Consider the following 23,982-nt stretch of genomic DNA (forward strand, 5'->3'; position numbering starts at 1 on the left):
TATCACAGCGGAGAAAAAAGGCAAGATTTTTCCCAGGGCAACAGTCCAAAGAAAAAAGTGTTTGGAATCGAAGAATTAACTCAGGAGCGCCGGCGCAGATAGGCGAGAAACTCGTCCCTGCTGAGGTCCTTTTTCCGCACCAGGTGCTCCACCTCGCGACTCATGGCGAGCCGCTCCCCCTCCTTCATGGAATCCTTCAGCAGCACGAAGAACGGAATTTTTCTGGTCTGGGGAAAGAGCTGAAAGCGCTCCAGGAGCTCGAATGCGGACATATCCGGTAGCATGAGGGCCGAGAAGACAAGATAGGGATGAGTGGTGGTGGCAAGGGCAAGCCCCTCCTTACCGGTATAGCCGTTCACCACGCTGAAGCCGAGATGATCAAGTGCCCGGGTAACCCGCTCCTCCCCCTTGCGGGTCACGACGAGGGTCTGGAGATCGTAGTCTTCGGTGTCCTCGGTGAGTCCGAACACCGCAAGCCGCTCGGCCATATGCTCCGGGTCAACCGGGAGGAGAAAGAAGCCGGCCACCGGAAAGACCCCGCCCACCGTCCCCTTTTCACTGAGGAACACGGGAAGGACCGGAATATTGCGGGTTTCCGGATTCCCCTTGAGGGTCAGAAGCGTTCCCCAGCCGTCGACAGAATGGGGCGACAGATCGAGGACAATCCCCAGCGGGCGCTCCTCGGCCACCTCTTCAATCCGGGCTGTGCGCGCTCGATATCCTCCTTCGGCCAGATAGCTGCAGATCACCGCACCGCGCTCGATCTGCTCGCCCAGCCCCATCAGCCAGAGTTCCCGTTCGTTGACGGTATCCCTCATAGCGGTATCACTCCTCCATGCATAACGCTTATTGAATCCTTTATCATACTTTCGGCGCACTGCAACCGAACTTGACCCGTGAGCCGTTGAAAATTGGCGTTTTGTATGGTAGCGTCCTACAATCACCCCGCTACGGAGGAACGCACCATGACAAACAAGGTCTTTTTTGCCGACCTGCGGACCGGTCAAAGGGAAAACCTCTTTGGGAAGATCGGTCGCCTGATGAAGAGCTGCGACCTCTCAAACCGCATCGCCGCCGGCGACCTGGTGGCCGTGAAGGTCCACTTCGGCGAAAAAGGGAACCATACCTTTATCCGCCCTATCTTCATCCGCCGGGTGGTGGACGAGATCCGGTCGGTCGGCGGCCGGCCGTTCCTCACCGACTCCTCCACCCTCTATGTGGGCGAACGGAAAGAGGCGGTTTCCGCCCTTACCTGCGCCATCGAGAACGGGTTCGCCTATGCCGTGGTCAACGCCCCGCTGGTAATGTGCGACGGGCTCAGGGGCCACACGGCCGTAGACGTGCCGTTGAACGGTGAGATCCTCAAGAACGTCAGCATCGGCGCCGAAATCATCGAGGCCGACGTCCTGGTGGCGGTCTCCCACTTCAAGTGCCACGACCTGACCGGCTTCGGCGGCGCCCTCAAGAACCTGGGGATGGGGTGCGCCAGCCGGACCGGCAAGATGCAGCAGCACTCCACCCTGGCCCCGACCGTGACGGCCGCGTTCTGCAACGGCTGCGGCGCCTGCCTCAAGACCTGCGCCCACAACGCAATAGCCATCATCGAAGGGAAGGCCGAACTCGATCCGGTCGACTGCGTCGGCTGTGGCCGCTGCGTGACCGCCTGCCAGCAGAAGGCGATCAATGTCCAGTGGAACGAGAACAGTTCGCTGATCATGAAAAAGATGGCCGAGTACGCCACCGGTGCCGTGGCCGGCAAGGGCGATAAGCTCCTGTTCATGAACTTCATCACCCAGGTGTCGCCGTCCTGCGACTGCTATGGCCATGCCGATGCGCCGATCGTCAACGACATCGGCATCTGCGCCTCCTGCGACCCGGTGGCCCTGGACCAGGCCAGCGCAGACCTGGTGAACGCGGCCCCCGGCAACGCCAACACGGCCCTGGCAACCGGGCATGAGCCGGGCGGCGACAAGTTCAGGGGGGTCCACCCGGAAATCGACTGGGAGGTGCAGCTGGCTCATGCGGAAAAGATGGGGCTGGGAAACAGGCGGTATGAACTGGTAAAGATCTGACGGAGCGAGCCCCCACTCCGAACGTCTGCGAATGAGGTTGCCATGAAGCCCGACATGAATGAGATCAGGCAGGTTTTCGCCGAGGCAGACTGCCTCTTCACCCCGGACGACGTGGAGGCCGCCCTGGACCGGATGGCCACCGCCATCACCGAGCGGCTGGCCGACACCGACCCGGTGGTGCTCTGCGTCATGCACGGCGGCCTGATCGTCACCGGCCGCCTCCTCCCCGGGCTCGTCTTTCCCCTGGAGATCGGCTACCTGCACGCCACGCGCTACGGCCACGACTTCTGCGGCAGCCACCTGGACTGGCGGGTCAGGCCGACCGAAGACCTGCGCGGACGCACCGTCCTCTTGGTGGACGACATCCTTGACGAAGGGACGACCCTGGCGGCGATCATCGACTACTGCCGGGAGGAGGGAGCCAAGGAGGTCTTCACCGCCGTCCTGATCGACAAAGACCACGACCACAAGGCGCCCGGCCTGACCGCCGACTTCGTCGGCCTGGTATCGCCCGACCGTTTCCTGTTCGGCTGCGGCATGGACTATCGCGGCTACTGGCGCAATGCTCCCGGCATCTATGCCGTGAAGGATCTATGACATGGAAACTGACGACGTTGCTATCGCTTCCGGGCTGCGCGCCCTGCGGCGGAGAAGATGGTTCCTGTGGGGGGTCATCCTGATCTATGTGCCGGCGATCTGGCTCTCCCTTGCGCTGACCGGGTCGGACCGGAAAACCGGCTACCTGTTCTGCGTCTGGCTGGTCTTCGTCTGTATCGCCGTTTTCCGGGCCGCCTTTGCCCGCTGCCCCCGCTGCGGCAACACGTTCCACATGCACGGCGTCATCCCGATGTACCTGCGCCAGTGCCTGCACTGCCAGCTTCATGTCTGTGCGGATAAACGGCGAAAGCCATGACAGATATTTCAACACCTTTTCAGTGCGCCTCACTCCAGTTATTCCCGTAACTCATATCCACCTTCAGCGGCACCCTGAGCGGCACGGCCTGCTCCATCTCATGGGCCACCAGCTGCTCCATGGCCACCAGTTCGCTTTCCGGTACCTCGAAGACCAGTTCGTCATGGACCTGCATGATGAGCCGGCTTTTGAGCCGTTCCCGCTGCAGCCTCGCCGCGATGTTCACCATGGCCTGCTTGATGATGTCCGCCGCCGAACCCTGGATCGGATAGTTGATGGCGTTTCGCTGGGCAAAGGCCCGGACGTTGAAGTTGCTGCTTGAAATGTCGGGAATCGGAAGCCGCCGGCCAAGCAGGGTGGTGACGAACCCCTGCTCTCCGGCAAGGTGAATGCACCGGTCGAGAAAGGCGATGGCGCCGCTGTGGCGGGCCTTGTAGCTGTCAATGAAATCCTCGGCCACCCGGCGCGCCACCCCCAGTTGCCTGGCCAGGCTGAAGGCCCCCTGGCCGTAAATGACACCGAAGTTGATGGTCTTTGCCTGGCGGCGCATCTCCGGAGTGACCATCTCCGGGAAGAGGCCGAACACCTCGCTGGCGGTCCGGGTGTGGATGTCCTCGTCCCGGGCAAAGGCGTCGCAGAAGACCCGGTCCTCGGAGAGGTGGGCCAGGACCCGGAGCTCGATCTGGGAGTAGTCGGCGGAGAGGAGCAGGTGCCCCGGTTCGGCTATGAAGGCGTGGCGGATCAGGCGTCCCTCTTCGGTGCGGACCGGGATGTTCTGCAGGTTCGGCTCGGACGAGGAGAGGCGGCCGGTGGCGGTCACGGTCTGGTTGTAGGAGGTGTGGACACGGCCGGTGACCGGGTCGACCATCTTGGGCAGGGCATCGGTATAGGTGGACTTCAGCTTGGCCATGCTCCGGTACTGGAGGATCTGGAGGGCGATCTCGTGCCCCGCCTCGGCCAGCCGCTCCAGCTCCTCCACATTGGTGGACCAGCCGGTCTTGGTCTTGGTCTTCTTGCCGGTGGGGAGCTTGAGCCGATCGAACAGTATCTCCCCGAGCTGCTTGGGAGAATTGATGTTAAACTGGCCACCGGCCAGGGCGCAGATCGACTCTTCCAGTCGGGCCAGTTCCCCCCCGAAGCGTGCCGACAGCTCACCGAGGAGCTCCAGATCGAGCCGCACGCCGGCCAGCTCCATCTCCGCCAGGATCGTCACCAGCGGCATCTCCAGCTCCCGGAAGAGCCCGGTCATCCCCTCCTTTGCCAGCATGGGGAGGAAGAGCCGGTGCAGGAGGAAGGTGGCATCCGCATCCTCGCACGCATAGCGGCTGGCCGCGGCCACCGCCACGTCGGCGAAGTTCTTCTGCTCCTTTCCCTTCCCGGTCACCTCGGCATAGCTGATCATCTTGTGGTCCAGGAACTCCACGGAGAGCGAGTCGAGTCCCTGGCTCTGGCGGGACGGGTTGTGCAGGTAGGCGGCCACCATGGTGTCGCACCAGACTCCGGCCAGGGTGACGCCGGCGCGGCGGAGCACCTGGTAGTCGTACTTGATGTTCTGGCCCACGATCCGGCGCTCCGGGTCAATGAACAGTGGCCGTAAAGCGTCGAGGACGACGGCGAGGGGAAGCTGTTCGCCGGCGCCGGCCTCGCGGTGGCCAACCGGGATGTAGTACGCCTGGTGTTCCCGGTGGCTGAAGGAGAGGCCGACGATATCGGCCTCCAGAGGGTTGAGGCTCGTGGTCTCCAGATCGAAGGCAAAGGCCTCGGCCCCGGCCAGCTCCGCCACCAGCCGCTCCAGTTCCGCGGCGGTCGTGACGGTCCGGTACTCCTCCGTGGAGAGGGTGGCCTGGCTGGTCAGCTCCCGCATCAGGGTGGTGAAACCGTACTCCTTGAACAGTTCGGCCAGCCGCTGGTTGTCCGGCGCACAAGCCGCAAAGTCGGCCAGGGCAAAGGGGATGGGGGTATGGTCGTCGATGGTGGCCAGCTGCCGGGAGAGTCGCGCCTGGTCGGCGGACTCCCGCAGCCGTTCGCCGGTCTTTCCCTTAACCTCGCCGGCCCGCTCCAGGAGCTCGTCCATGGAGCCGAACTCCTGGATCAGCTTCATGGCAGTCTTCTCCCCCACGCCGGGAACGCCGGGAATGTTGTCCGAACTGTCGCCGGCCAGCCCCAGGATGTCGATAACCCGTTCCGGGCCGACGCCGAACCGCTCCACCACCTCGGGGGGGCCGCTCTCCTTGTCCTTCATGGTATCCAGGAGCCGGACCGAGTCGGTGACGATCTGCATCAGGTCCTTGTCGCCGGTCACCACCATCACCGCCAGCCCCTCTTCCCGGCAGACCCGGGCAATGGTGCCGATGATGTCGTCCGCCTCATAGCCGGCGAGTTCCAGGGCCGGGATATTGAAGGCCCGCACCATCTCCTTGATGGGGGCGATCTGGGGAACCAGGTCGTCGGGCATGGAGGCCCGGTTGGCCTTGTAGTCGGGATAGAGGGCGTTGCGGAAGGTCGTGCGGCCGGCGTCGAACACCACGGCCACGTGCTCGGGCCGACGGTCCTTGAGGACCTTGAGGAGCATCTGGGTGAAGCCGTAGAGGGCGTTGGTCGGAAAGCCGCTCGGCGAGGAGAGGTGGCGGATCGCGTAATAGGCCCGGTAGATGTAGGAGGAGCCGTCGATCAGGTAGAGGGTGGGGCGGTCGGCCATCTTAGGCCCCCTCTTCCGTGGTAAAGAGCACAAAGCCCATGGACGGCCGTTTCTGGGACTCGCGCATGGCGAAATGGATGCCGTCGAAGCACCACCCCTTGGCAGTCCACTCGTTCAGAATCTCTTCCAGGACATCCTCGGAAACCGTGTTCACTTCGACCACCTTGTAGCGCAGCATCTCTCCCCCTCGTCTCCCATGATGCGGCCATAGTAGCCGAGTTACCCCCACCCTTCAAGGGGATTCGTCGCAGGTTGCATCCCTCGTCCCTTGTGGTATCGTTTGTTCACCCGCCACATGTCTGGCAACCATGGCGAAAAGGAGCGTGCACATGACAGAGAAGGAGATTGCGGTGCTGGAGCAGTTGGCAGAAGAAAAGGAGCTGGCACTGGAAAGCGACTGTAGCCGCAAGGATCTGAAGGAACGCCGGGCAGTCGCCAAGACCATGCTCTACGACGGCTCCAAGAAGTTGAAACACAGTGTCCCCAAAGGCAAGAAAATCTAGTCAGCGCACGGCACCATACGCCAATCCATCGGGCGGGAGCAGAATGACTGCTCCCGCCTTGACTTTTCCAATGTCATGATTATGTTGTTGGCAACAAGAGACTGTTCGGAAGGAGGAAACAACCATGGCGATCGTCAAGTACAATCCGTTTCGGGACCTGCGGGCCATGCAGGAGCAGATGAACCGGCTCCTCGACATGGCGTGGAACCGGGAGATCGGTGAGGAGTTGAAGGAAGGAATCTGGCAGCCGCCGGTTGACATCTACGAGGACGAGAATTCAGTGGTGATCAAGGCGGAACTCCCCGGCGTCGACCAGAAGGAGATCGACATCAGGATCGAGGACAACACCCTGACCCTCCGGGGCGAACGGAAACACAGCCAGGAAGTGAAGAAGGAAAACTACCACCGGGTCGAGCGCTTCTACGGCACCTTCCAGCGCAGCTTCTCACTCCCCCACACCATCGACCAGGAGCATGTCAAGGCGACCTGCGACCAGGGGGTGCTCACCGTCACCCTGCCGAAACGGGAAGAGAAGAAGCCGAAGCAGATCAATGTGGAAGTGAAGTAATACGCTCGGTGCTGCTTTTCAATTCATGCTTCCGGTCCGATACCCTTCCAGATCCAGGGCAACGTACCTGAACCCCGCCGCCTTGAAAGCCGCGACGAGTTCGTGCCGCAGCTCGGGTTCCAGAAGGCGGCCCATTTCCTCCGGTGCCAGTTCGATGCGGGCGGTCTCGCCGTGGTAGCGCACCCGGTAGACCCGGAACCCCCGCTCCCGCAGGAACTCCTCCCCCTGCCCCACCATGCCGAGCCGCTCCCGGGTAATGGCCGTTCCATAGGGGAAGCGGCTGGAAAGGCAGGCGAACGGCTGCTTGTTCCAGGTCGGCAGCCCCAGCTCCCGGCTCAGCTCACGGATGTCGGCCTTGCCGAGCCCGGCCTCCAGCAGCGGGCTCCGCACGGCCAGCTCCCCTGCCGCGGTGCGGCCCGGGCGATAGTCCCCCAGATCGTCCGTGTTGCTGCCGTCAACGACCCAGGCAAGACCCAGTTCGTCCGCCTTGGCCCGGCAGAGGGAGAACAGCTCCTTCTTGCAGTGGTAGCAGCGGTCCCGTGGGTTGTCCGCAAAACCGGGGATCTCCAGCTCGTTGGACTCGATCACCACCTGCCGCACCCCCGCCAGCTCCGCCAGCGACACCGCCTCCCTGAACTCGTACTCCGGGTAGGTGGGAGAGGTGGCCGTCACCGCCACCACCCGGTCGCCCAGCAGTTGATGGGCCACCGCAACGAGAAAGGTTGAGTCGACGCCGCCGGAAAAAGCCACCAGCATCGACCCCATATCCTTGATGATCGCATTGAGCGTGGCGAGTTTTGTGTGCAGTTCGTCCATTTGCATCCCCGTAAAAAAACAAGGCCCGCCAAAGCGGGCCGCGTAACCCTCAATTGAGCAGGTCAGATGTAGTACACGAAGCGGTGATCCTGTTCCCTGGTCACCCCCATGGCCACCCCTCGGTCACAGAGGGTCTTCAGGGTGATCTCGTCGAAGTAGCCGTTCAAAAGGGTGCTGGCTTCCTGCCAGATGATCTGGGTGACACAGGCGCCGTCAAAGGTGCACTCACCCGTTTTTTTGCGTTTGGTAGTATTGCACTCCACCAGCACCAGATCCCCCTCAGTCGCCTGGATAATCTGCTTCAGGGTGATCTCCTCCGGCTTTTTGGCCAACATGTATCCCCCTTGGGGACCACGTTTGCTCTTCAGGATGCCCGCTTTCTTCAGGGATTGGAATATCTGCTCCAGGTAGCGCGGCGAGATCTGCTGGCGCCGGGAGATGTCCTGGATCTGCGCCGGGAGGGTACCGGAGTTGTAGGCAATGTCAAAGAGCGCCCGCAGACCGTAACGACTCTTGGTGGAAAGACGCATTGTTTTCTCCTCGTGCAATAAGATACATCACTATAGAAAACTCTAGCGCTTTTGTCAAAAATAACCTTATGAATAACCGACCATTCCCCGGTCTTTTCCATGAGGTCATCCACACACCGTTGGCATCAGATCTGGTGGCAGGCAAGGCAAAGAGAACTCCGGGTCATACCGACCGGCAGGTGCCACGGTTCCCGGTTGCGCAGATCATGGCAGGTAAGGCAGGTAAGTTCACCGTTTTGCACGTCAATACCCCGTGCGGCCAGCTGCCGGACGGGAGTGTAGCGCTGCTCGCTCCCCGACGGAGGATAGGGAACATGGGACGGGTGATGACGGGCTTTCTCGAAGGTATGACATTCAACGCAGACCGCCTGCCGGTCCATGCCGACCAGAGAACGGCCGTGGTGCTCCGCACCGCCTGTACCCCGGCCAGTGACGCAGGCAGCCACCGGCACAACCAGTATCCCGACCAACAGCATTCGCATGCTCGCCATGATTACCCCCACACGTTCACTGCACCCCGACCATCATTCCGCCGGTTCGCCGCTGCCGCGCTCCAGCCGTACGATCTCGTCGTTCTCCACCCGGAACCGGTCGCCGAACTGGTTGGTCCAGCTGTCCCCCTCGTCCAGCGGATAGGGAACCTCCCTGCGGCCGAGAAACAGTTCCTCGTCGCCGATATAGGCAAACCAGTCAAGGTTGCCGGTCATCCAGATCTTGTTCTTTATCGCCATGGTTCCCCCTGAATGATGTTTGCTGTATTGAAACACAAACCGGGCAGCGGTTCAAGCGCTCCTGTGTTTTTGCTTGTTGGTTGTCGGCAATTTTGCTATGTATTTGCAATTCCCGCCCGGAAACGATCCCCATTGCACCAAAGGAGCCAGACCCATGAAATTCACCAAAATGCACGGTGCCGGCAATGATTACGTCTATGTGAACTGTTTTGCCGAACCGGTTGAGAATCCAGCAGACACCGCCATTAAGGTTTCCAACCGCAACTTCGGCATCGGCTCCGACGGCCTGATCCTGATCCTTCCCTCGGACAAGGCGGATGTGCGGATGCGGATGTTCAACAGCGACGGCTCGGAATCGGAAATGTGCGGCAATGGTATCCGCTGCGTGGCAAAATACGCCTATGACCACGGCATCGTGAGCAAAAAGGAAATCACCGCCGAAACCGGTGCCGGCATCCTGACCCTGCAGCTCTTCACCGGCAGCGACAACAAGGTGGAGCGGGTACGGGTCAACATGGGCAAACCGCGGCTCACCAAGGCGGAGATCCCGATGATGGGCGAGCCGCAGGGGGATCAGACCGTCAACCAGCCACTGAACATTCTGCATACCACCTTCAACATCACGACCGTTTCCATGGGGAATCCGCACTGCGTCATTTTCGTGGATGACGTCGAAACCTTCCAGGTGGAGAAGTACGGCCCGCTCATCGAGAACCACGACCTCTTCCCCCGGCGGACCAATGTGGAGTTCGTCCAGATCATCTCCCGCACCGAGGTGCGCCAGCGGACCTGGGAGCGCGGTGCCGGCGAGACCCTGGCCTGCGGCACCGGCGCCAGCGCCGTCTGCGTGGCCGGAGCCCTCAACGGCCTGACCGAGAAGAGGATACGCAACCACCTCTCCGGCGGCGACCTGGAGCTGGAATGGGCCGAGGACGGTCACCTGTACATGACCGGTCCGGCAACCGAGGTATTCTCCGGCGAGATCAACCTGAGCAAGCTGTAACCGTTGCCACACTCTCAATCACAAGGGCTAAAGGCATCCACCTTTGGCCCTTTGTCGTTAAGGACGATATTAAGAACCTCAGGTTGCTCAAAAATAGTCAGATCGTCGCACCCGCAGCAAGCTTCGAGGGAGGCGTAGCAGCGCTACGCCGCACCGAAGAGCTTGCGAGGACGGCGGCGAGATGGCTGTTTTTCAGCAACCTGCTATGGAGCGCCGGATGACCGACTGCCCGATGTGCCGCAAGTGGAGTGACGACGCCGATCTCAGGATCGCGGAACTGGAGCGGTGCTATGTCCTCCTGAACCGCGACCAGTTTTTCCCCGGCTATACCTTTGTCTTCACGAAAGAACATGTCACGGAGCTGTTCCACCTGGACCGCTTTACCCGGATAGCCGTCATGGAGGAGGTAACTGCAGTGGCCGCGGCCCTGTACAAGCTCTTCCAACCTGATAAAATCAATTACGAACTGCTCGGCAACATGGTGCCGCACATGCACTGGCACTTGGTGCCCCGCTTTGCCGGTGATCCGCTCTGGCCCCGCCCCATCTGGAGCGAGCCGCACGAGCCGGCGACCGTTTCGGCTGCGGCTTACGCGGAACGCATTGCCGCAATACAACAGACCCTGGGGGAGCGATGAAAGACTATCTTGGCGCGCACATGTCCATTGCCGGCGGTATCCACCTCGCCATCGATCGGGGCGTTCAGGCCGGCTGCGGTGTCGTCCAGGTATTCACCCAGGTCTCCAACCAGTGGCGCGGCAAAATGCCGTCCGACGCCGATGCTGCCCTGTTCCGCGAAAAGCTGGCCGCCTCCGGCATGCACGAGGTGGTGAGCCACGACATCTACCTGATCAATCTTGCGGCCGCACCGGGCGAGACCAGGGACAAGAGCCTGGCAGGCTTTGGCGAGGAGATGCGGCGCTGTGCTCTCCTGGGGATCAACAAGATCGTCATGCACCCCGGCTCACATGTGGGGGATGGCGAAGCAACCGGCATCGCCCGCATCGTCGAGGCATTCGATCACCTATTGACTGCTGTGCCCGAATTCACCGGCACGGTGCTGCTCGAAACCACCGCCGGCCAGGGGACCAACCTGGGGTACTCCTTCGAGCAGCTCGCGGAGATCATCCACGGATCAAGCTTCCCCGACCGCTTCGGTATCTGCTTCGACACCTGCCATACCTTTGCCGCCGGCTATGACCTCACCACCCGGGAAAGCTACGACCAGGTCTGGGCCGCATTCGACCGGCTCATCGGCATCGACCGGCTGGCCTGCTTCCACATTAACGACTCAAAGAAAGGGCTCGGTTGCCGAGTCGACCGCCACGAACATATCGGCCAGGGTGCCATGGGGCTGGAGCCGTTCCGGTTCATCATGAACGACCCTCTCTTCGCGGCCATTCCCAAGCTTCTGGAGACCCCCAAGGGGGACAGCGACGAGATGGATGCCATCAACCTCTCGCTGCTGCGGGGGCTGATCAAAACATAGGGGGAACGTTCATGCACGAGCGTATCGAAATCATCCCGGGAGACCTCACGAAACTGTCAGTGGACGCCATTGTCAATGCGGCCAACACCTCGCTCTTGGGCGGTGGCGGGGTGGATGGCGCCATCCATAGGGCTGCCGGGCCGGAACTGCTGGCCGAATGCCGGAAGCTGAACGGCTGCGAAACCGGCGATGCCAAGATAACCAATGGGTATCGGCTGCCGGCCGGACATGTCATTCACACCGTCGGCCCGGTCTGGCACGGTGGCAGCCGGGGCGAGCCGGAGCTTCTCAGAAGCTGCTACCAACGGTCCTTTGCCGTGGCCCACGAACACGGCCTCCACTCCATAGCCTTCCCTGCCATCAGCTGCGGAGTTTACGGCTATCCACTGGCCGAGGCCTGCGCCATTGCCATGGAAGAAGCCGAATCTGCACTGGAGCGCTATCAGGAACTGGAGCGGGTGGTATTTGTTCCGTTCGGCGCAGAAGCAGAAGCCGCCTACAGGCGCACGGCGCGTCATGCACCGGAATGACACACCCTGGCCACTGTCTCAAAACGACAAAAGGCCGGTCAGATGACCGGCCTTTTGTCTCGTCACCATGGGTAACGACAGACAGTGACCCAGCAGGCTCATTTTGACTTGCGGCCGAGTACAGAAACATAGAGCATGAACAGAACTCCGATCCCGCCAAAGAACGCGCAGGCCATCACCAATCCGAACTTGACCGACTCCATACCGTGTACCTCCGTCAAAGTGATTGTGTTAAATCCGACTATATCAATAACTACTAATCCGTCAATCCTAATATGCTGTTTCTATTTAAAATATTTTCACAATACTGTTTTACCTAATCACATTTTCCCGCTGGGCACAGCCGTATATCTACCAGCAACGACAGATAACAGTATTTCGGAGGCATCATGAAAGCAGTGATTCAGCGTGTCAGCGAGGCACGGGTGAAAGTGGACGGGGTCACGGTCGGAGCGATAAATCGGGGGATACTGGTGCTGCTCGGTGTTGAACGGGGGGATGAAGAGCGAGACGCCGATTGGCTGGCACGAAAGATCGTAGAACTGCGGATCTTCGAGGACCAGACTGGCAAGATGAATCTGTCGGTGCAGGAGATCGGCGGGGGGCTCCTGGCAGTATCCCAGTTCACCCTGGCTGGGAACTGCGCCAAAGGGCGGCGACCATCCTTCGATACCGCAGCCCCTCCTGACGAAGGGAAACGGTTGTACGACTACTTCGTGGACAGGGTCGGGGAAACCGGAACAACTGTGGCAACGGGGATTTTCCAGACCGACATGCAGGTATCGCTGGTGAACGACGGACCAGTGACGTTTATTCTGGAGAGCCGTTAGAGGATCGAAAAGACTGATCAGTCCTCAACTTTGGCGCACGTTTTTTCCTATTTCCTCACATATACACCATCACACAGAAGGAGATCGTCCCCTCGGTGTTCTTGAACGGAATGGTCACCCCCTTGCACTGGACATTGACACTGGGCGTCTCGGGCTCGGGCTGGGGAGGCTCGGCAAGGGGACGCAGCTTCCCGGAAACCACCAACGGCAAACCCAGGGCAACACTGCCGTACTGCTCGTGGTACTTGGTCTTGAAGGCGCCGGCGATATTGTTTGCCAGTTCGCCGAAGGCGTCGCGGATATCGTCCCCGCTCGGATCGTCGCACATGAGCATCTCTCGCGCCACGTGCTGGGCCGTATCGTTGTCCGAGGCACAAAGAATGTATCCCACCCGGTCTCCGGCCACACCGACGATGCTGATGACGTCCGATTCCACCGGTTCCAGCTTTTTTTCCACCTTTCCCGCCAGCAGGTCGATGTTCAGGTAGCTCTTGAACGTGTCCTGGGTGGCGGACATGATGGTGAACATGATCTCTTCAAAACTGATGCTGCTCACGCTCTCCCTCCTTTTACCATTGGTGCCGGTCGATTGCTTGTGATACTTTATCATCCGTCTGTTCAATGTCCATCGGCCGTTCGACGGCCAACTTAAACGAATGCAAACGAATGCATATAAAGAAACTCCTCGATGGGCTCTATGCGGCCCGCTCTCCAGCGCACCTGGCCAACGACCCGCTCGCCTTCTGCCACCGCTACCCCGACCCGGCCGATCGGGAGGTGGTCGGGCTGATTGCCGCACTGTTCGCCTACGGCCAGGTAAAGATCATCCGCAGCAATCTGGAAAAGATCTTCGCGCCCATGGGGAGTGCGCCACGCCGTTTTCTGGAACAGCTTGAGCCGCGGAAGGCCCTCAGCATCTACAGCGGCTTCAAGCACCGTTTCAACGACGATCGCGATCTCTGCGCCCTGCTTCTGGCCATCAGGACCATACTGGAGTCGGCCGGCTCCATCGAGGCGTTCTACCTGGCGGGACACGATCCGTCGGCCCCTGATGTGACCGAATCCATGGCCTCCTTTACGGCCCGGGTCCTGGCGCTCGACTATGCCCCCGTCTTCGGTGCACCGGCCATCCCCGGCGATTCCTATTTCCCGTTCCTTTTCCCCTCACCGGCAGCGGGAAGTGCCTGCAAGCGGCTCTGCCTCTACCTGCGCTGGATGGCGCGCCCGGAGGATGGGATAGATCTGGGCCTCTGGCAGGGGATAGCCCCGGCGCAACTGATCGTGCCGGTGGATGCCCATATCCAGCGAATCTGCCGCTTCCTCGGCTTCACCGACCGCAAGCAGGGGGATTGGCGGATGGCCCGGGAGATTACCGCAGCTCTGAGGCAATACGATCCGGTCGACCCGGTCAAATACGACTTTTCCCTGTGCCACCTGGGCATCTCAGAAGGGTGCGACGGCAAGGATCTGACCAAATGCCTCACCTGCTCCATTGCCGGGATATGCAGGCTGGGGCTGGGGCAGGCCTGAAGGTACTGGAAAAGGCAAAAACAGAACTTCACAGGAGGATTTTCATGCAAACATTCGGCTTCATCGGCCTCGGCATCATGGGGAGCGCCATGGCGAAGAATCTGCTGCGGGGAGGCTTTCCGGTGACCATCTGGAACCGGTCCGCCGACAAGTGCGCCGAACTCGTCGCCATGGGGGCGCAGCAGGTGCCGACCCCGGCCCGCGTGGCGGCGCAGTGCAGCATCACCTTTGCCATGCTGGCCGACCCGGCCGCTGCCGAAGCGGTCTGTTTCGGCCACGACGGCGTGCTCGACGGAATAGGTGCCGGCCGGGGATACGTGGACATGTCGACCGTGGACGATGGCACGGCACAGCGGATAGCCACCGGCATCGCCGCCAGGGGGGGCCGCTACCTGGAGGGACCGGTTTCCGGGAGCAGGAAACCGGCCGAAGACGGCAGCCTCATCATCCTCGCCGCCGGCGACCGCTCCCTCTACGACGAAGCTTTGCCCGGCCTGGAGAAAATGGGCAAAAAGATCCTCTATCTGGGAGAGGTGGGAAATGGTGCCCGGATGAAGCTCGTGGTCAACATGATCATGGGGGGGATGATGGCCACCTTTTGTGAAGGACTGGCCCTTGGCGACAAGGCCGGCCTGCAGGCTGGCGATATCCTGAAGGTGCTTGCCGCCGGCGCCTTGGCCAACCCCATGTTTCAGCTCAAGGGAAGCGCCATCGGCCAGGGGAATTTCGCCCCGGCCTTTCCGCTCAAACATATGCAAAAGGATTTGCGCCTGGCCGTAGCCCTTGGTGACCGCCTGGACCAGCCGCTTGCCAGCGCTGCCACGGCCAACGAGGCCTTCAAACGGGCAAAGGCGGCCGGATTGGGCGACGAGGATTTCTGCGCCCTCATCAAGACGATCACGACCTGACAACGGCGGGCGCATGGCACCCCTCCAGCATCCCACTGTTTTCAAAGAAAAATTTAACTTGCTTTTTCTCCCCATTACCCCCATAGTTGCAAGGTTTTGACGGGCTCCTGCCCGTCTTTTTCTTTGTTGAACAGAAAAGGGGTATTCCATGCAGGAACTGATTCGCAACATAGCCATTATCGCCCACGTCGACCACGGCAAGACCACGCTCGTGGACGCCATGCTGAAGCACGCCGGGGTTTTCCGGGAAAACGAGGCCATTACCGAGCGGGTGATGGACTCAAACGATCTGGAAAAGGAGCGTGGCATCACGATCCTCTCCAAAAACCTGTCAGTCCACCACGGTCGCTACAAGATCAACATCGTCGACACCCCGGGCCACGCCGACTTCGGCGGCGAGGTGGAGCGGGTTCTCACCATGGTCGACTCGGTGCTCCTGCTGGTGGATGCCCTGGACGGCCCCATGCCCCAGACCCGTTTCGTGCTCAAGAAGTCCCTCGACCTGGGACTGAAGCCGATTGTCGTCATCAACAAGATCGACCGTCCCGGCGCCAGGCCGAGCGAAGTGGTGGACATGGTCTTCGACCTGTTCTGCGAACTGAACGCAACGGATACCCAGCTGGACTTCCCCATTGTCTATACCAGCGCCAAAATGGGGTACGCCAAGCTGGATATGGCCTCGGAATCCACCAGCATGGAGCCGCTCTTTGCCGTGGTGGAAAGCAACGTTCACCCCCCCAAGGGTGATGCCAATGCACCGTTCCAGCTGCTGGTGACCAACATAGACTACAACGACTACATCGGCCGGATCGCCACCGGCAAGATCTACAACGGCAAGGTAAAGACCGGCGAGACACTGTCAGTTATCAAGCGGGATGGCAGCAGCACTAAAGGCCGGATCAGCAAGCTGCTCGGCTACGAAGGGCTGAAGCAGGTGGAAATCGCCGAGGCAGTGACCGGCGACATCGTCACCATTGCCGGCTTCGACGAAGTGGGCATCGGTGAGACCCTGGCCAGTGCGGAAAACCCGATTGCCCTGCCCTATGTGGCCATCGACGAGCCGACCATCAGCATGAACTTCATCGTCAACAGCTCCCCCTTTGCCGGTCGTGAAGGGAAAATGGTCACCTCCCGCAACATCCGCGAACGGCTGGACAAAGAGTTGCGCACCAACGTCTCGCTACGGGTGGAAGACACCGACAACGCCGATACCTTCAAGGTCTCGGGCCGTGGTGAACTACACCTGTCAATTCTCATCGAAAACATGCGCCGCGAAGGTTTCGAGATGGCCGTCTCCAAGCCGGAGGTAATTTTCCGCGACGTGAACGGCCAGAAGCTGGAACCGATGGAATATCTGGTAGTGGATGTGCCGACTGAGTTCCAGGGGGCGATCATCGAGAAAATGGGACCGCGCAAGGGGGAGATGACCTCCATGCAGCCGATGGGTGAATTCATCCGCCTCGAATTCATCATCCCGGCCCGCGGCCTCATCGGCCTGAGGAGCGAAGTCCTTACCGATACCCGCGGCACAGCGGTCATGACCCACACCTTCCACGACTATGCCCCCTACAAGGGGGAGATTCCCGGCCGCAAAAACGGCGTCCTCATCGCCATGGAGCTCGGAGAAACCACCGGTTACTCACTGGACGGCCTCCAGCCCCGCGGCATCCTCTTCCTCGGCCCCGGCATCGAGGTCTACGGCGGCATGATCATTGGCCAGCACGCCAAGGACAACGACCTGGACGTGAACCCCTGCAAAGGGAAGAAACTCACCAACGTCCGGGCCTCCGGTACCGACGACGCCCTCAAACTGGCGCCACCCCGCATCCTCACGCTGGAGCAGGCGCTGGAGTTCATCGACGACGACGAACTGGTAGAGGTGACCCCCAAGTCGATTCGTCTCCGCAAGAAGGAGCTGGAGCCGACCAAAAGGAAGAGGAAAGGCTAGGAACGAGGAGCGGGGTTAAAGGACTGGCAATATCTCTTTGAATTGTATCCTTTATCCTCGCTCCTCGATTCTGTTGACTTTCCCCGTCTTTTTCACTACGTTCAGCAGGAATCCAATCCCACAACGAGGGTCTCATGCGCCATAGCCTGCTGCGGAGTAGTGTCCTATCCTTCATCCTGTTCACCCTCTGTGCCTGCGCTAGCACCGGACCGGTTCAGCGGTCGGCCCAGGAGCACTTTCAGGAGGCCGAAGATCTCTATTCCTCCAAACACTACGAGGATGCCGTTGCAGAATGGAAGCGGGTCAAGGAGACCTACGCCTCGCCCGAGCTGACCACCCTGGCGGAACTGAAGATTGCCGACGCCCAGTTCGCTGCCGGTACCTACATAGAAGCAGCCGCCTCCTACGAAGAGTTCCGCAAACTCCATCCGACCCACGAGAAAAGCGCCTACGCCCTGTATCAACTGGGGGTCTGCCAGTACAATCAGATTGCCGGTATCGACACGGACCAGACGCCGGTAACGAATGCCATATCCTACTTCGAGGAGTTTCTCCGCAAGTATCCCAAATCGGAATACGTGCAGGACGCTACGGAAAAGCTGGAGATTGTACGACAAAAGCAGGTCCAGTACGAAACCTACGTCGGCAGCTTCTACTATCGCAGCGGCAAGTACCCGGCTGCCATCAAGCGCCTTTCCGAAGCCCTCCAGCGCTTTCCCCAGGCCCTCCACGACGAAACCCTCTACTACCTTGGTGCCGCCCATCTCCGCAATGGCGACCGGGACAAGGCCCGTGACAGTTTCAACCGCCTGGCCAAGGACTACCCCACCAGCAGGTTCGTGAACGAGGCCAGAAAGACGATGGACAAGTATTACTGATGCACCGGCTGATCGCCGTGGCGCTCTTTATCCTCGCGGCCTGCAACGACGGCAGTGCCGACCGTAAGGCGGTGTCCCTTGTGGCGACCGGCCGCTACCAGGCCCTCACAACCAGAAACGTCGGTCTCTACCTCACACTCATCTCCCGAACCTACCACGACAAAGAAAAAGACTACAACGGGAAGGCCAGGGAGCTGGCAGATACCCTCGTCAACAGCGATGGCTTCGCCTACCGGGGAACGATCGAAGAGATCGACGTCACCGGCGACCACGCCGTCGTCAGGGGAGCCTACACCATGCGGGTCAGGATCAAGGGGCAAACGTTGGCACTTCAGGGCAAAGAGACGATCCGATTACAGCGGGAGGCAGGCGGCTGGCGTATTACGGGAGGATTATAGCGTGTCAGCCTTTGCGATGACAGACATGCCGGGACTTGTTCTGATACATCTGCTTGTCAGCCAGTTTCAGGGCATCGAGAAGCGTTCCCGGCTGCACGGCGATTGCCATCCCCAGAGAGAGACTCAAAAGCGCCCCATTACCGTTCGCCACCTGCTCGGAAAGACTGGAGCGGACACGCTCCAACGCTTTTGATACAGCCGCTTCGTCCGCACCGGGAAGCAGGACCACGAATTCGTCCCCGCCGATCCTGGCGACCATGTCTTCACCCCTGAAGACCGAAACGAGCACCCGTCCCGCCTTCTGCAGGATTTTATCCCCGGCAGCGTGTCCCAGCGTATCGTTAATCTGCTTCAACCCGTCCACATCGATCATCACCACACCGACGGGAAAGAGGCGGCTACGCTCCAACCGTTCCAGTTCTTCCTCGAAGTAAAGCCTGTTGTACAGGCCGGTCAGCGGGTCATGGGTGCTGAGATAGCGGAGCTTCTCTTCGGCCTGCTTCCGTTCGCTGATATCCCGGATCACCCAGATGGTTTCGGCACCGTTGAACACGGTCAGGGAAACTTCCTGCGGAAAGGTGCTGCCGTCCTGACAGGTGCCATAGGCCTCACCTCGCCATTGGCCATCCCTGCGCAAAGCCGGGATTGCTTCTTCCTCCAGCCTTTGCCGCTCCTCGTCCCCATAGAAGATATGCCAGCTTTTTCCTATCAACTCTTCGTCTGAAGAATAACCGTACAGGGCAATCTGGGCATGGTTGAGAAAGAGAATCCGTCCACCGTCGCCGGTGATCACCATGCCGTCAATGGAGCTCTCCATGGCGGCAAGCTGCTTGCGGATTACGATCTCCGCCTCCTTGCGGGCCGTAATATCCTCGCAGGTGGAGATGGCAGCTATCGGCGTCCCGGCCTCGTCATTAAGCAGCGTGGAAATGATATAGGCGGGGAAGAGACTGCCGTCCTTGCGTTGGTTGACGCTCTCACGGTGGTAACTGGCATCGCCGGACGGACCATGATGCGGCGTGTAGGGTCGCCAGGTTCGTTCAGGGGCCATGGCCCGAACATTGAGACCAATGAGCTCTTCAACGGTATAGCCATGCATGGCCGCTTCGGCAGGATTGGTAAATATGATCCTACGCTCCATGTCGCAAATCGTCACCCCGATGGGCAGGGTTTCGATGGCCTTTTTCAGGAGGGTCAACTCCTGTTCCGACTGTCGCCGCTGGCGTCTGATGTCGGCCTCGGCAAGTTCCCGCCGGATAACCGGACCGAGACGGGTCAACTGTCCCTTGAGAAGGTAGTCACCTGCACCGGCACGCATCGCCTCGACGGCAGTCTCCTCCCCCATCTTCCCGGAAATCATGATAAACGGGATATCCAGCCCTTTTTGCAGAATTATCTTGAGGGCCTCAAGCCCGCTAAACTGGGGCATGACGTAATCGGAGAGGGCCACATCCCACGACTGGCCATCCAAGGCGGCTTCCAGTTCGGTACTGGTCTCAACCCGCTCCCACACCACGGTAAATCCGGCCTTTTTCAGTTCCCAGACCAGAATTTCCGCATCGTCGCGGGAGTCTTCTATTATCAGGACACGGAGCGCAGTTTCCACTTTCCATCCAGTTCATGTTGGCACATAGGCGAGACCGGCACGTGATCAGGTGTATCAAATAATCCCCCAAAAGCAACGATCAATGCAAGAGATAAAGACAAGTGCCCGGGTTGTTACCATCCCGGGCACTTGTCTGCTGGCAGTTATGATCGGATATTACTTTGCCTTCGGCTCCATGGCGTCTTCCAGCACCTTCACCCCATCCTTGGCCGCCTTGATGGAACCGGTGAGGGTGTCGCGGGCCAGATCCGGGTTATGGAAGCCGTCGGAGTTCTCGGCGGTCCAGAATTCCCAGAGGACATGGGCCTCTTCATGCTTCCCGCGGGCCTTGGCCAGGGTCTCTTCCGGCACCCCGGCCCGCTTGGCCGTGGCATAGGTATCGATCAACTTGCCGATCCAGTATTCGGCCTTGCGCATCTTCCCCTTGGTGTAGTTCTGTATGGTCTCGATCTGGTACAGCTTCTGCTCGACCGTGTATTTCGGATGGCAGCTGAGGCACGCCTCCTTGATGTGGTTCTTGGGGCGGATCACGCCGTGGGTGGAGAACAGCTTGCCATTTTTACCCTTCTGCTTCGGCATGTGGCACTGGTGGCACTGTACCCCGGCCTTGTCGTGGACACTGCCGGCAAAGGTCTCGGCCTCCGGGTGCTGCATCTTAATCAGGCGGGCACCGGTGACGGCGTGCTTGAAGTCATAGAAGTCGAGCTTTTTGTAGTGGGCCAGCAGATCCCTGGCGTTTTTGAGCGGCATGTGGTTGGTCCGCTGGTCGTCGTATCCCACCTTTTTGCCGTCCGACCACTGACTGCCCGTTCCACAGGCATACTCCACGTGGCACTGGGCGCACATCATGCGGGAATCGGTCTTGCTCATGACGCCAATCTTACGGAAGCCCCGGAAATCCACCTCCTTCAGGTCGGTCTTGCCTCCTTTGGCAAAAATATTGCCGGCCGGGTCTTTGCCGATGGCCTGAATGAGGGCGTCACGCACCACCCGCGGCTGGGTGCCGTGGGGATCGTGGCAGTGAATACAGCCGACCGGGTTGTTGGTGTCCCTGGCCACGTCGTTAACGTTAGATGTGCGGTCCCACTTGGCCTTCGGGTCCTTGTCCCCCATAAATTTCCACTTCAGGATGTGGTCGGAGGTCTTGCACTGGATACAGGTCGGGTTGCCGGCCATGGCCGTTTCAGGGAGATTGGTCTTCTCACCCTTGTCCACCAGCACATCCCAGGTCTTGCCCGGCTTGTCATACCCCTTCCACCCCTCTTTATACTGGTAACGACCACCCTGGAAACGGTCGACGATGAACTGGTCGGTAACCATGAAGGCGTGACCGCGGGGCTCGTTATGCTCGATAGTGAACCCGTAGGGCGCCAGCAGTTTGTCCTGTTGGGGCGAGCGGCCGGTGGGCGTCCCCTTCTCCTTGCGGGCCGCCGCTTCGTGGTTCGTCTTGTAGAAACTGTCGTACTGGTCTTTGTGGCACTTGCCGCAGAGTGCCTGGTCGATCGTGGTAACGGGCTTGACCTCCCCCTGGCTTTCCACATGTTTTCCCAGGTTGCCATGACAGACACTGCAACCCAGCCTGGCATGTTTCGAACCTTCCTTCAGCGCCTTGATCTCGTCGTGGCACGTGTAGCAGGTATCTCTGCCCGGTTCCTGTGCCGTGGCAGCAGGCTTCCCCTTGGCCGCGGCAGACAGGTGAGGAATTGTCACTGCGCTGGCCAGCGCTGCTGTCCCGCATACCAGAACAAAAACCTTCTTTGCGTTCATGCTCATCTCCTTTCCGATTTTATGGACACTGACACTATACTACTTCTCAATACGTCGGGATGGTTGCACCATTAAAAGCTATCAACTTTTACCGAAATGGCAACCCATCCCAAGCGCTTTACTTGACTGCCAAAAAATTACCAATACTTCATTGAAGCACCTTTACGTAAGTCAAAAACAACCTGACGCTTCCGGCCATTTACCTGAGTTCAATTTTGTGTATAATGGCCGCATCGTTTGCGCATACCCTCTCGGAGAAAACTCATGAGTGATGACAAGAAGGACCCCTGGCTCAATTATCTTGCCCTGTCAACGGTAGTCCTGGCGGTCTGCGCTACGCTTGCCACCTTCAAGGCCGGCGGGTACTCAACCCGTTCCGTCATGAGCCAGACCCAGGCATCCGACCAGTGGGCCTATTTCCAGGCAAAGAGCGTCAAAGGATACCTTTATGAAATGAGCAGGGAAAAACTGGAACTGGAACTGAAATCCATGTGGGGCAAGGGACAACGGGGCAGATCCGCAGAGTATGAAAAGATGATAGCCGAGTATGGCAACAAGATAGCAAAGTATGACGTGGAAAAGAATCAGATACAAAAAGAGGCAAAGCGGTTCGAAAGGGTCAGGGACGACGCGCAACGCCATGGGCAGGCCTTCGGTATCGCCGTCATCTTCCTGCAGATTGCAATCCTTCTCTCCTCGATAGCTGCCCTGCTCAAACAGAAATTGGTCTGGCTCCTCGGGCTTGGCATCGGTATTGTGGGGATCGTTTCATTCACCAACGGATTTTTGCTGTTCATGTAGCTGATACCAAAGTGGAGCAATAATGCCGGGCAATCTTCGGGAATTGCGCATCAATGGAATTTACACTCAACGGGACGGCCGCTACATGCAGCGGATCAAGCTGGCTGCCGGCCGGATCACGGCCCGACAGGCCGTAACGGTGGCGGACATCGCCGATGCCTTTGCCGGCGGCAGGGTGCACCTGACGACCCGCGGCAGCATGGAACTCCACGACCTTACTGACGCTGCCCTGGCAGATGTCGGCACACGCCTGGCCGAGGCCGGCCTGGCTACCCGGGGTTCCTGCGGCGGCGCGGTCAGGGGAATATCCTGCAGTTCAACCGGCACACGGAATATCCCGACGGTACAGGCCTTCTGTCAAATACTTCACGACCACTTCACCGGCAACCCGGAGTTCGAGGATCTCCCTAAAAAATTCAAGATCAGTGTGGATGCGGGCTATTTCGGCGCCCGTCATCTGATCCAGGACGCCGGTCTGGTCCTGACGAGGACAGATGGCCCGATCTCCTATTACGATCTCTGGGCCGGTGGAGGCCTGGGGCGTGAGCCCAGGCCCGGATTCCTGCTGTTCAGCGGGGTTCCGGAGAATTCGGTCATTCCAATCATCGAGGAGATCATCCGCACCTACCGTGCACACACACCTGCCGGCAAGCGGCTCAAGCACCTTATCGCCACGAACGGTGAAGAGGGATTCCGCGCCCTCCTGAAATCTCCCCGCACCGAACCCATCCAAACCGGAGCCAACGCCACACATTCCGGTACACCGTCCCGGAATGAGGCATTGATCCGTATCGAGGTCGGCATCTTTGCGGGAGAATTGAATACGGCCACGCTCCGGGGCGTGGCCGGTATCGCAACGGGCTTCGCGGATGGCATACTGGCGGTGACCGCTGACCAGAATATCACGATGTATGTCAAGACCATCGAACAGGCCACAACTACCTGTGCGCAACTGACCGATCTGGGACTGAGCGGCACCACACCGGAAGAGAAGGTTGTGTTTCGCATCTGTCCGGGAAACCACGACTGTCGAATGGGGCTCGCCCCAACACGCACGATAGCGAGAGAGCTGATCAGTCGCATGAACTCTTCCTCTTGCCACCGTTCCTGGGCAGTGGCAGGCTGCAATAACTCCTGCTCCCAGCCACAGCTCGCCGATGTAGGCATCTATGCTTCGCGTATCGCAAAAGAAGCGGACGGCTCCCAAACGCCCCGTTTCACGGTGCTGACCCGCAACGGCGACCAACCTTTTGCCGTGCCCACCCACCGGGATATCACCTTTGATGAGCTTCTCAGCGCAGTGAACACGCTCGCCTGAGCCTTACCCGCCTTTTCTCAACCTTTTTGTTCATGCATCCGTGCGTCCCGGACCCACGTCTCCGTTGACGTATAAAAAAAACCCCCTGTCCGTTTCCGAACAGGGGGTTGATCGTTGCCGGGAGTCCTTTCGGACTCCCGGCAGTT

General features: G+C 59.8%; 27 protein-coding genes. 17 read left to right on the forward strand and 10 right to left on the reverse strand.

Annotated features, from left to right (window positions below):
- Positions 1–80 precede the first annotated feature (80 nt).
- On the reverse strand, positions 81–818 hold the full coding sequence (locus JN12_RS01970) for a response regulator (protein ID WP_145017553.1): 738 nt from the start codon (positions 816–818) through the stop codon (positions 81–83).
- 147 nt (positions 819–965) lie between these two features.
- Between JN12_RS01970 and JN12_RS01975 the strand changes: the two genes are divergently transcribed.
- Genes JN12_RS01975 through JN12_RS01985 form a run of 3 tightly spaced genes read left to right on the forward strand, consistent with a single transcriptional unit; the run spans position 966 to position 2,985 of the window.
- Entirely contained in the window at positions 966–2,072 is a 1,107-nt protein-coding gene (locus JN12_RS01975; RefSeq protein WP_145017555.1) for a DUF362 domain-containing protein, read from the forward strand.
- Positions 2,073–2,114: 42 nt separating this feature from the next.
- The gene (locus JN12_RS01980; protein ID WP_145017557.1) at positions 2,115–2,669 is read left to right on the forward strand and encodes a hypoxanthine-guanine phosphoribosyltransferase; all 555 of its coding nucleotides are present in this window, start codon (positions 2,115–2,117) and stop codon (positions 2,667–2,669) included.
- Between the two features lies 1 nt (position 2,670).
- Complete coding sequence (locus JN12_RS01985) at positions 2,671–2,985, forward strand: hypothetical protein (RefSeq protein WP_145017559.1); 315 nt, start codon at positions 2,671–2,673, stop codon at positions 2,983–2,985.
- Between the two features lie 19 nt (positions 2,986–3,004).
- Here JN12_RS01985 and polA read toward each other — a convergent pair whose 3' ends face one another.
- Entirely contained in the window at positions 3,005–5,683 is a 2,679-nt protein-coding gene (gene polA, locus JN12_RS01990) for a DNA polymerase I (RefSeq protein WP_145017561.1), read from the reverse strand.
- A 1-nt stretch (position 5,684) separates the two neighbouring features.
- Positions 5,685–5,861 carry a DUF4177 domain-containing protein gene (locus JN12_RS01995; protein ID WP_145017563.1) on the reverse strand — a complete coding sequence of 59 codons (177 nt, stop codon included), beginning with the start codon at positions 5,859–5,861 and terminating at the stop codon, positions 5,685–5,687.
- A 151-nt stretch (positions 5,862–6,012) separates the two neighbouring features.
- On the opposite strand from JN12_RS01995, the gene JN12_RS20400 reads away from it, so the two are divergent.
- Both JN12_RS20400 and JN12_RS02000 read left to right on the forward strand, forming a co-directional pair.
- Positions 6,013–6,186, forward strand: coding sequence for a hypothetical protein (locus JN12_RS20400; protein WP_170241813.1), 174 nt, complete (start codon positions 6,013–6,015; stop codon positions 6,184–6,186).
- Positions 6,187–6,310: 124 nt separating this feature from the next.
- Positions 6,311–6,754 (forward strand): Hsp20/alpha crystallin family protein, encoded by a 444-nt coding sequence (locus JN12_RS02000; RefSeq protein WP_145017565.1) that lies wholly within the window; start codon positions 6,311–6,313, stop codon positions 6,752–6,754.
- 18 nt (positions 6,755–6,772) lie between these two features.
- Here JN12_RS02000 and larE read toward each other — a convergent pair whose 3' ends face one another.
- The 4 genes from larE to JN12_RS02020 all read right to left on the reverse strand — a co-directional run bounded on the left by larE (position 6,773) and on the right by JN12_RS02020 (position 8,831).
- Positions 6,773–7,570 carry an ATP-dependent sacrificial sulfur transferase LarE gene (larE, locus tag JN12_RS02005; RefSeq protein ID WP_145017567.1) on the reverse strand — a complete coding sequence of 266 codons (798 nt, stop codon included), beginning with the start codon at positions 7,568–7,570 and terminating at the stop codon, positions 6,773–6,775.
- A 62-nt stretch (positions 7,571–7,632) separates the two neighbouring features.
- Positions 7,633–8,100 (reverse strand): RrF2 family transcriptional regulator, encoded by a 468-nt coding sequence (locus JN12_RS02010; RefSeq protein WP_145017569.1) that lies wholly within the window; start codon positions 8,098–8,100, stop codon positions 7,633–7,635.
- A gap of 125 nt (positions 8,101–8,225) precedes the next feature.
- Positions 8,226–8,591: a hypothetical protein gene (locus JN12_RS02015; RefSeq protein ID WP_145017571.1), complete on the reverse strand. Its 366-nt coding sequence runs from the start codon at positions 8,589–8,591 to the stop codon at positions 8,226–8,228.
- A gap of 33 nt (positions 8,592–8,624) precedes the next feature.
- Positions 8,625–8,831: a hypothetical protein gene (locus tag JN12_RS02020; protein ID WP_145017573.1), complete on the reverse strand. Its 207-nt coding sequence runs from the start codon at positions 8,829–8,831 to the stop codon at positions 8,625–8,627.
- 154 nt (positions 8,832–8,985) lie between these two features.
- Here JN12_RS02020 and dapF point away from each other — a divergent pair, with 154 nt between their 5' ends.
- From dapF to dtd, 5 genes are all read left to right on the forward strand, one after another.
- On the forward strand, positions 8,986–9,834 hold the full coding sequence (gene dapF, locus JN12_RS02025; protein WP_145017575.1) for a diaminopimelate epimerase: 849 nt from the start codon (positions 8,986–8,988) through the stop codon (positions 9,832–9,834).
- Positions 9,835–10,051: 217 nt separating this feature from the next.
- The gene (locus tag JN12_RS02030) at positions 10,052–10,471 is read left to right on the forward strand and encodes an HIT family protein (protein WP_145017908.1); all 420 of its coding nucleotides are present in this window, start codon (positions 10,052–10,054) and stop codon (positions 10,469–10,471) included.
- On the forward strand, positions 10,468–11,322 hold the full coding sequence (locus tag JN12_RS02035; protein ID WP_145017577.1) for a deoxyribonuclease IV: 855 nt from the start codon (positions 10,468–10,470) through the stop codon (positions 11,320–11,322). The genes JN12_RS02030 and JN12_RS02035 overlap by 4 nt, the downstream gene beginning before the upstream one ends.
- 11 nt (positions 11,323–11,333) lie before the next feature.
- Entirely contained in the window at positions 11,334–11,852 is a 519-nt protein-coding gene (locus tag JN12_RS02040; protein ID WP_145017579.1) for an O-acetyl-ADP-ribose deacetylase, read from the forward strand.
- 389 nt (positions 11,853–12,241) lie between these two features.
- Entirely contained in the window at positions 12,242–12,682 is a 441-nt protein-coding gene (gene dtd, locus JN12_RS02045) for a D-aminoacyl-tRNA deacylase (RefSeq protein ID WP_145017580.1), read from the forward strand.
- Between the two features lie 55 nt (positions 12,683–12,737).
- Here dtd and JN12_RS02050 read toward each other — a convergent pair whose 3' ends face one another.
- Positions 12,738–13,238, reverse strand: a complete 501-nt coding sequence (locus JN12_RS02050) for a chemotaxis protein CheX (protein ID WP_145017582.1) — start codon at positions 13,236–13,238, stop codon at positions 12,738–12,740.
- Positions 13,239–13,348: 110 nt separating this feature from the next.
- Here JN12_RS02050 and JN12_RS02055 point away from each other — a divergent pair, with 110 nt between their 5' ends.
- The 5 genes from JN12_RS02055 (at position 13,349) to JN12_RS02075 (ending at position 18,344) form a co-directional block, all read left to right on the forward strand.
- Positions 13,349–14,212 (forward strand): TIGR02757 family protein, encoded by an 864-nt coding sequence (locus JN12_RS02055; protein ID WP_145017584.1) that lies wholly within the window; start codon positions 13,349–13,351, stop codon positions 14,210–14,212.
- Between the two features lie 44 nt (positions 14,213–14,256).
- Positions 14,257–15,120: an NAD(P)-dependent oxidoreductase gene (locus tag JN12_RS02060; protein WP_145017587.1), complete on the forward strand. Its 864-nt coding sequence runs from the start codon at positions 14,257–14,259 to the stop codon at positions 15,118–15,120.
- A gap of 148 nt (positions 15,121–15,268) precedes the next feature.
- Positions 15,269–17,068, forward strand: a complete 1,800-nt coding sequence (typA, locus tag JN12_RS02065; protein ID WP_145017589.1) for a translational GTPase TypA — start codon at positions 15,269–15,271, stop codon at positions 17,066–17,068.
- Between the two features lie 134 nt (positions 17,069–17,202).
- On the forward strand, positions 17,203–17,946 hold the full coding sequence (locus tag JN12_RS02070; protein WP_145017591.1) for an outer membrane protein assembly factor BamD: 744 nt from the start codon (positions 17,203–17,205) through the stop codon (positions 17,944–17,946).
- On the forward strand, positions 17,946–18,344 hold the full coding sequence (locus JN12_RS02075) for a nuclear transport factor 2 family protein (RefSeq protein ID WP_145017593.1): 399 nt from the start codon (positions 17,946–17,948) through the stop codon (positions 18,342–18,344). The genes JN12_RS02070 and JN12_RS02075 overlap by 1 nt, the downstream gene beginning before the upstream one ends.
- A gap of 4 nt (positions 18,345–18,348) precedes the next feature.
- On the opposite strand, the gene JN12_RS02080 is transcribed toward JN12_RS02075, so the two are convergent.
- Together JN12_RS02080 and JN12_RS02085 are read right to left on the reverse strand one after the other, a co-directional pair.
- Positions 18,349–19,950, reverse strand: coding sequence for a diguanylate cyclase domain-containing protein (locus tag JN12_RS02080; protein WP_145017595.1), 1,602 nt, complete (start codon positions 19,948–19,950; stop codon positions 18,349–18,351).
- A gap of 156 nt (positions 19,951–20,106) precedes the next feature.
- Positions 20,107–21,717 carry an ammonia-forming cytochrome c nitrite reductase subunit c552 gene (locus JN12_RS02085; protein ID WP_145017597.1) on the reverse strand — a complete coding sequence of 537 codons (1,611 nt, stop codon included), beginning with the start codon at positions 21,715–21,717 and terminating at the stop codon, positions 20,107–20,109.
- Positions 21,718–21,981: 264 nt separating this feature from the next.
- Between JN12_RS02085 and JN12_RS02090 the strand changes: the two genes are divergently transcribed.
- Both JN12_RS02090 and JN12_RS02095 read left to right on the forward strand, forming a co-directional pair.
- Positions 21,982–22,518: a DUF4337 domain-containing protein gene (locus JN12_RS02090; RefSeq protein ID WP_145017599.1), complete on the forward strand. Its 537-nt coding sequence runs from the start codon at positions 21,982–21,984 to the stop codon at positions 22,516–22,518.
- A gap of 22 nt (positions 22,519–22,540) precedes the next feature.
- A complete protein-coding gene (locus tag JN12_RS02095; protein WP_145017601.1) occupies positions 22,541–23,836 on the forward strand; it encodes a nitrite/sulfite reductase in 1,296 nt (431 codons plus the stop codon).
- Positions 23,837–23,982 lie beyond the last annotated feature (146 nt).

Source organism: Geobacter argillaceus (assembly GCF_007830735.1).
Taxonomy (GTDB): domain Bacteria; phylum Desulfobacterota; class Desulfuromonadia; order Geobacterales; family DSM-12255; genus Geomobilibacter; species Geomobilibacter argillaceus.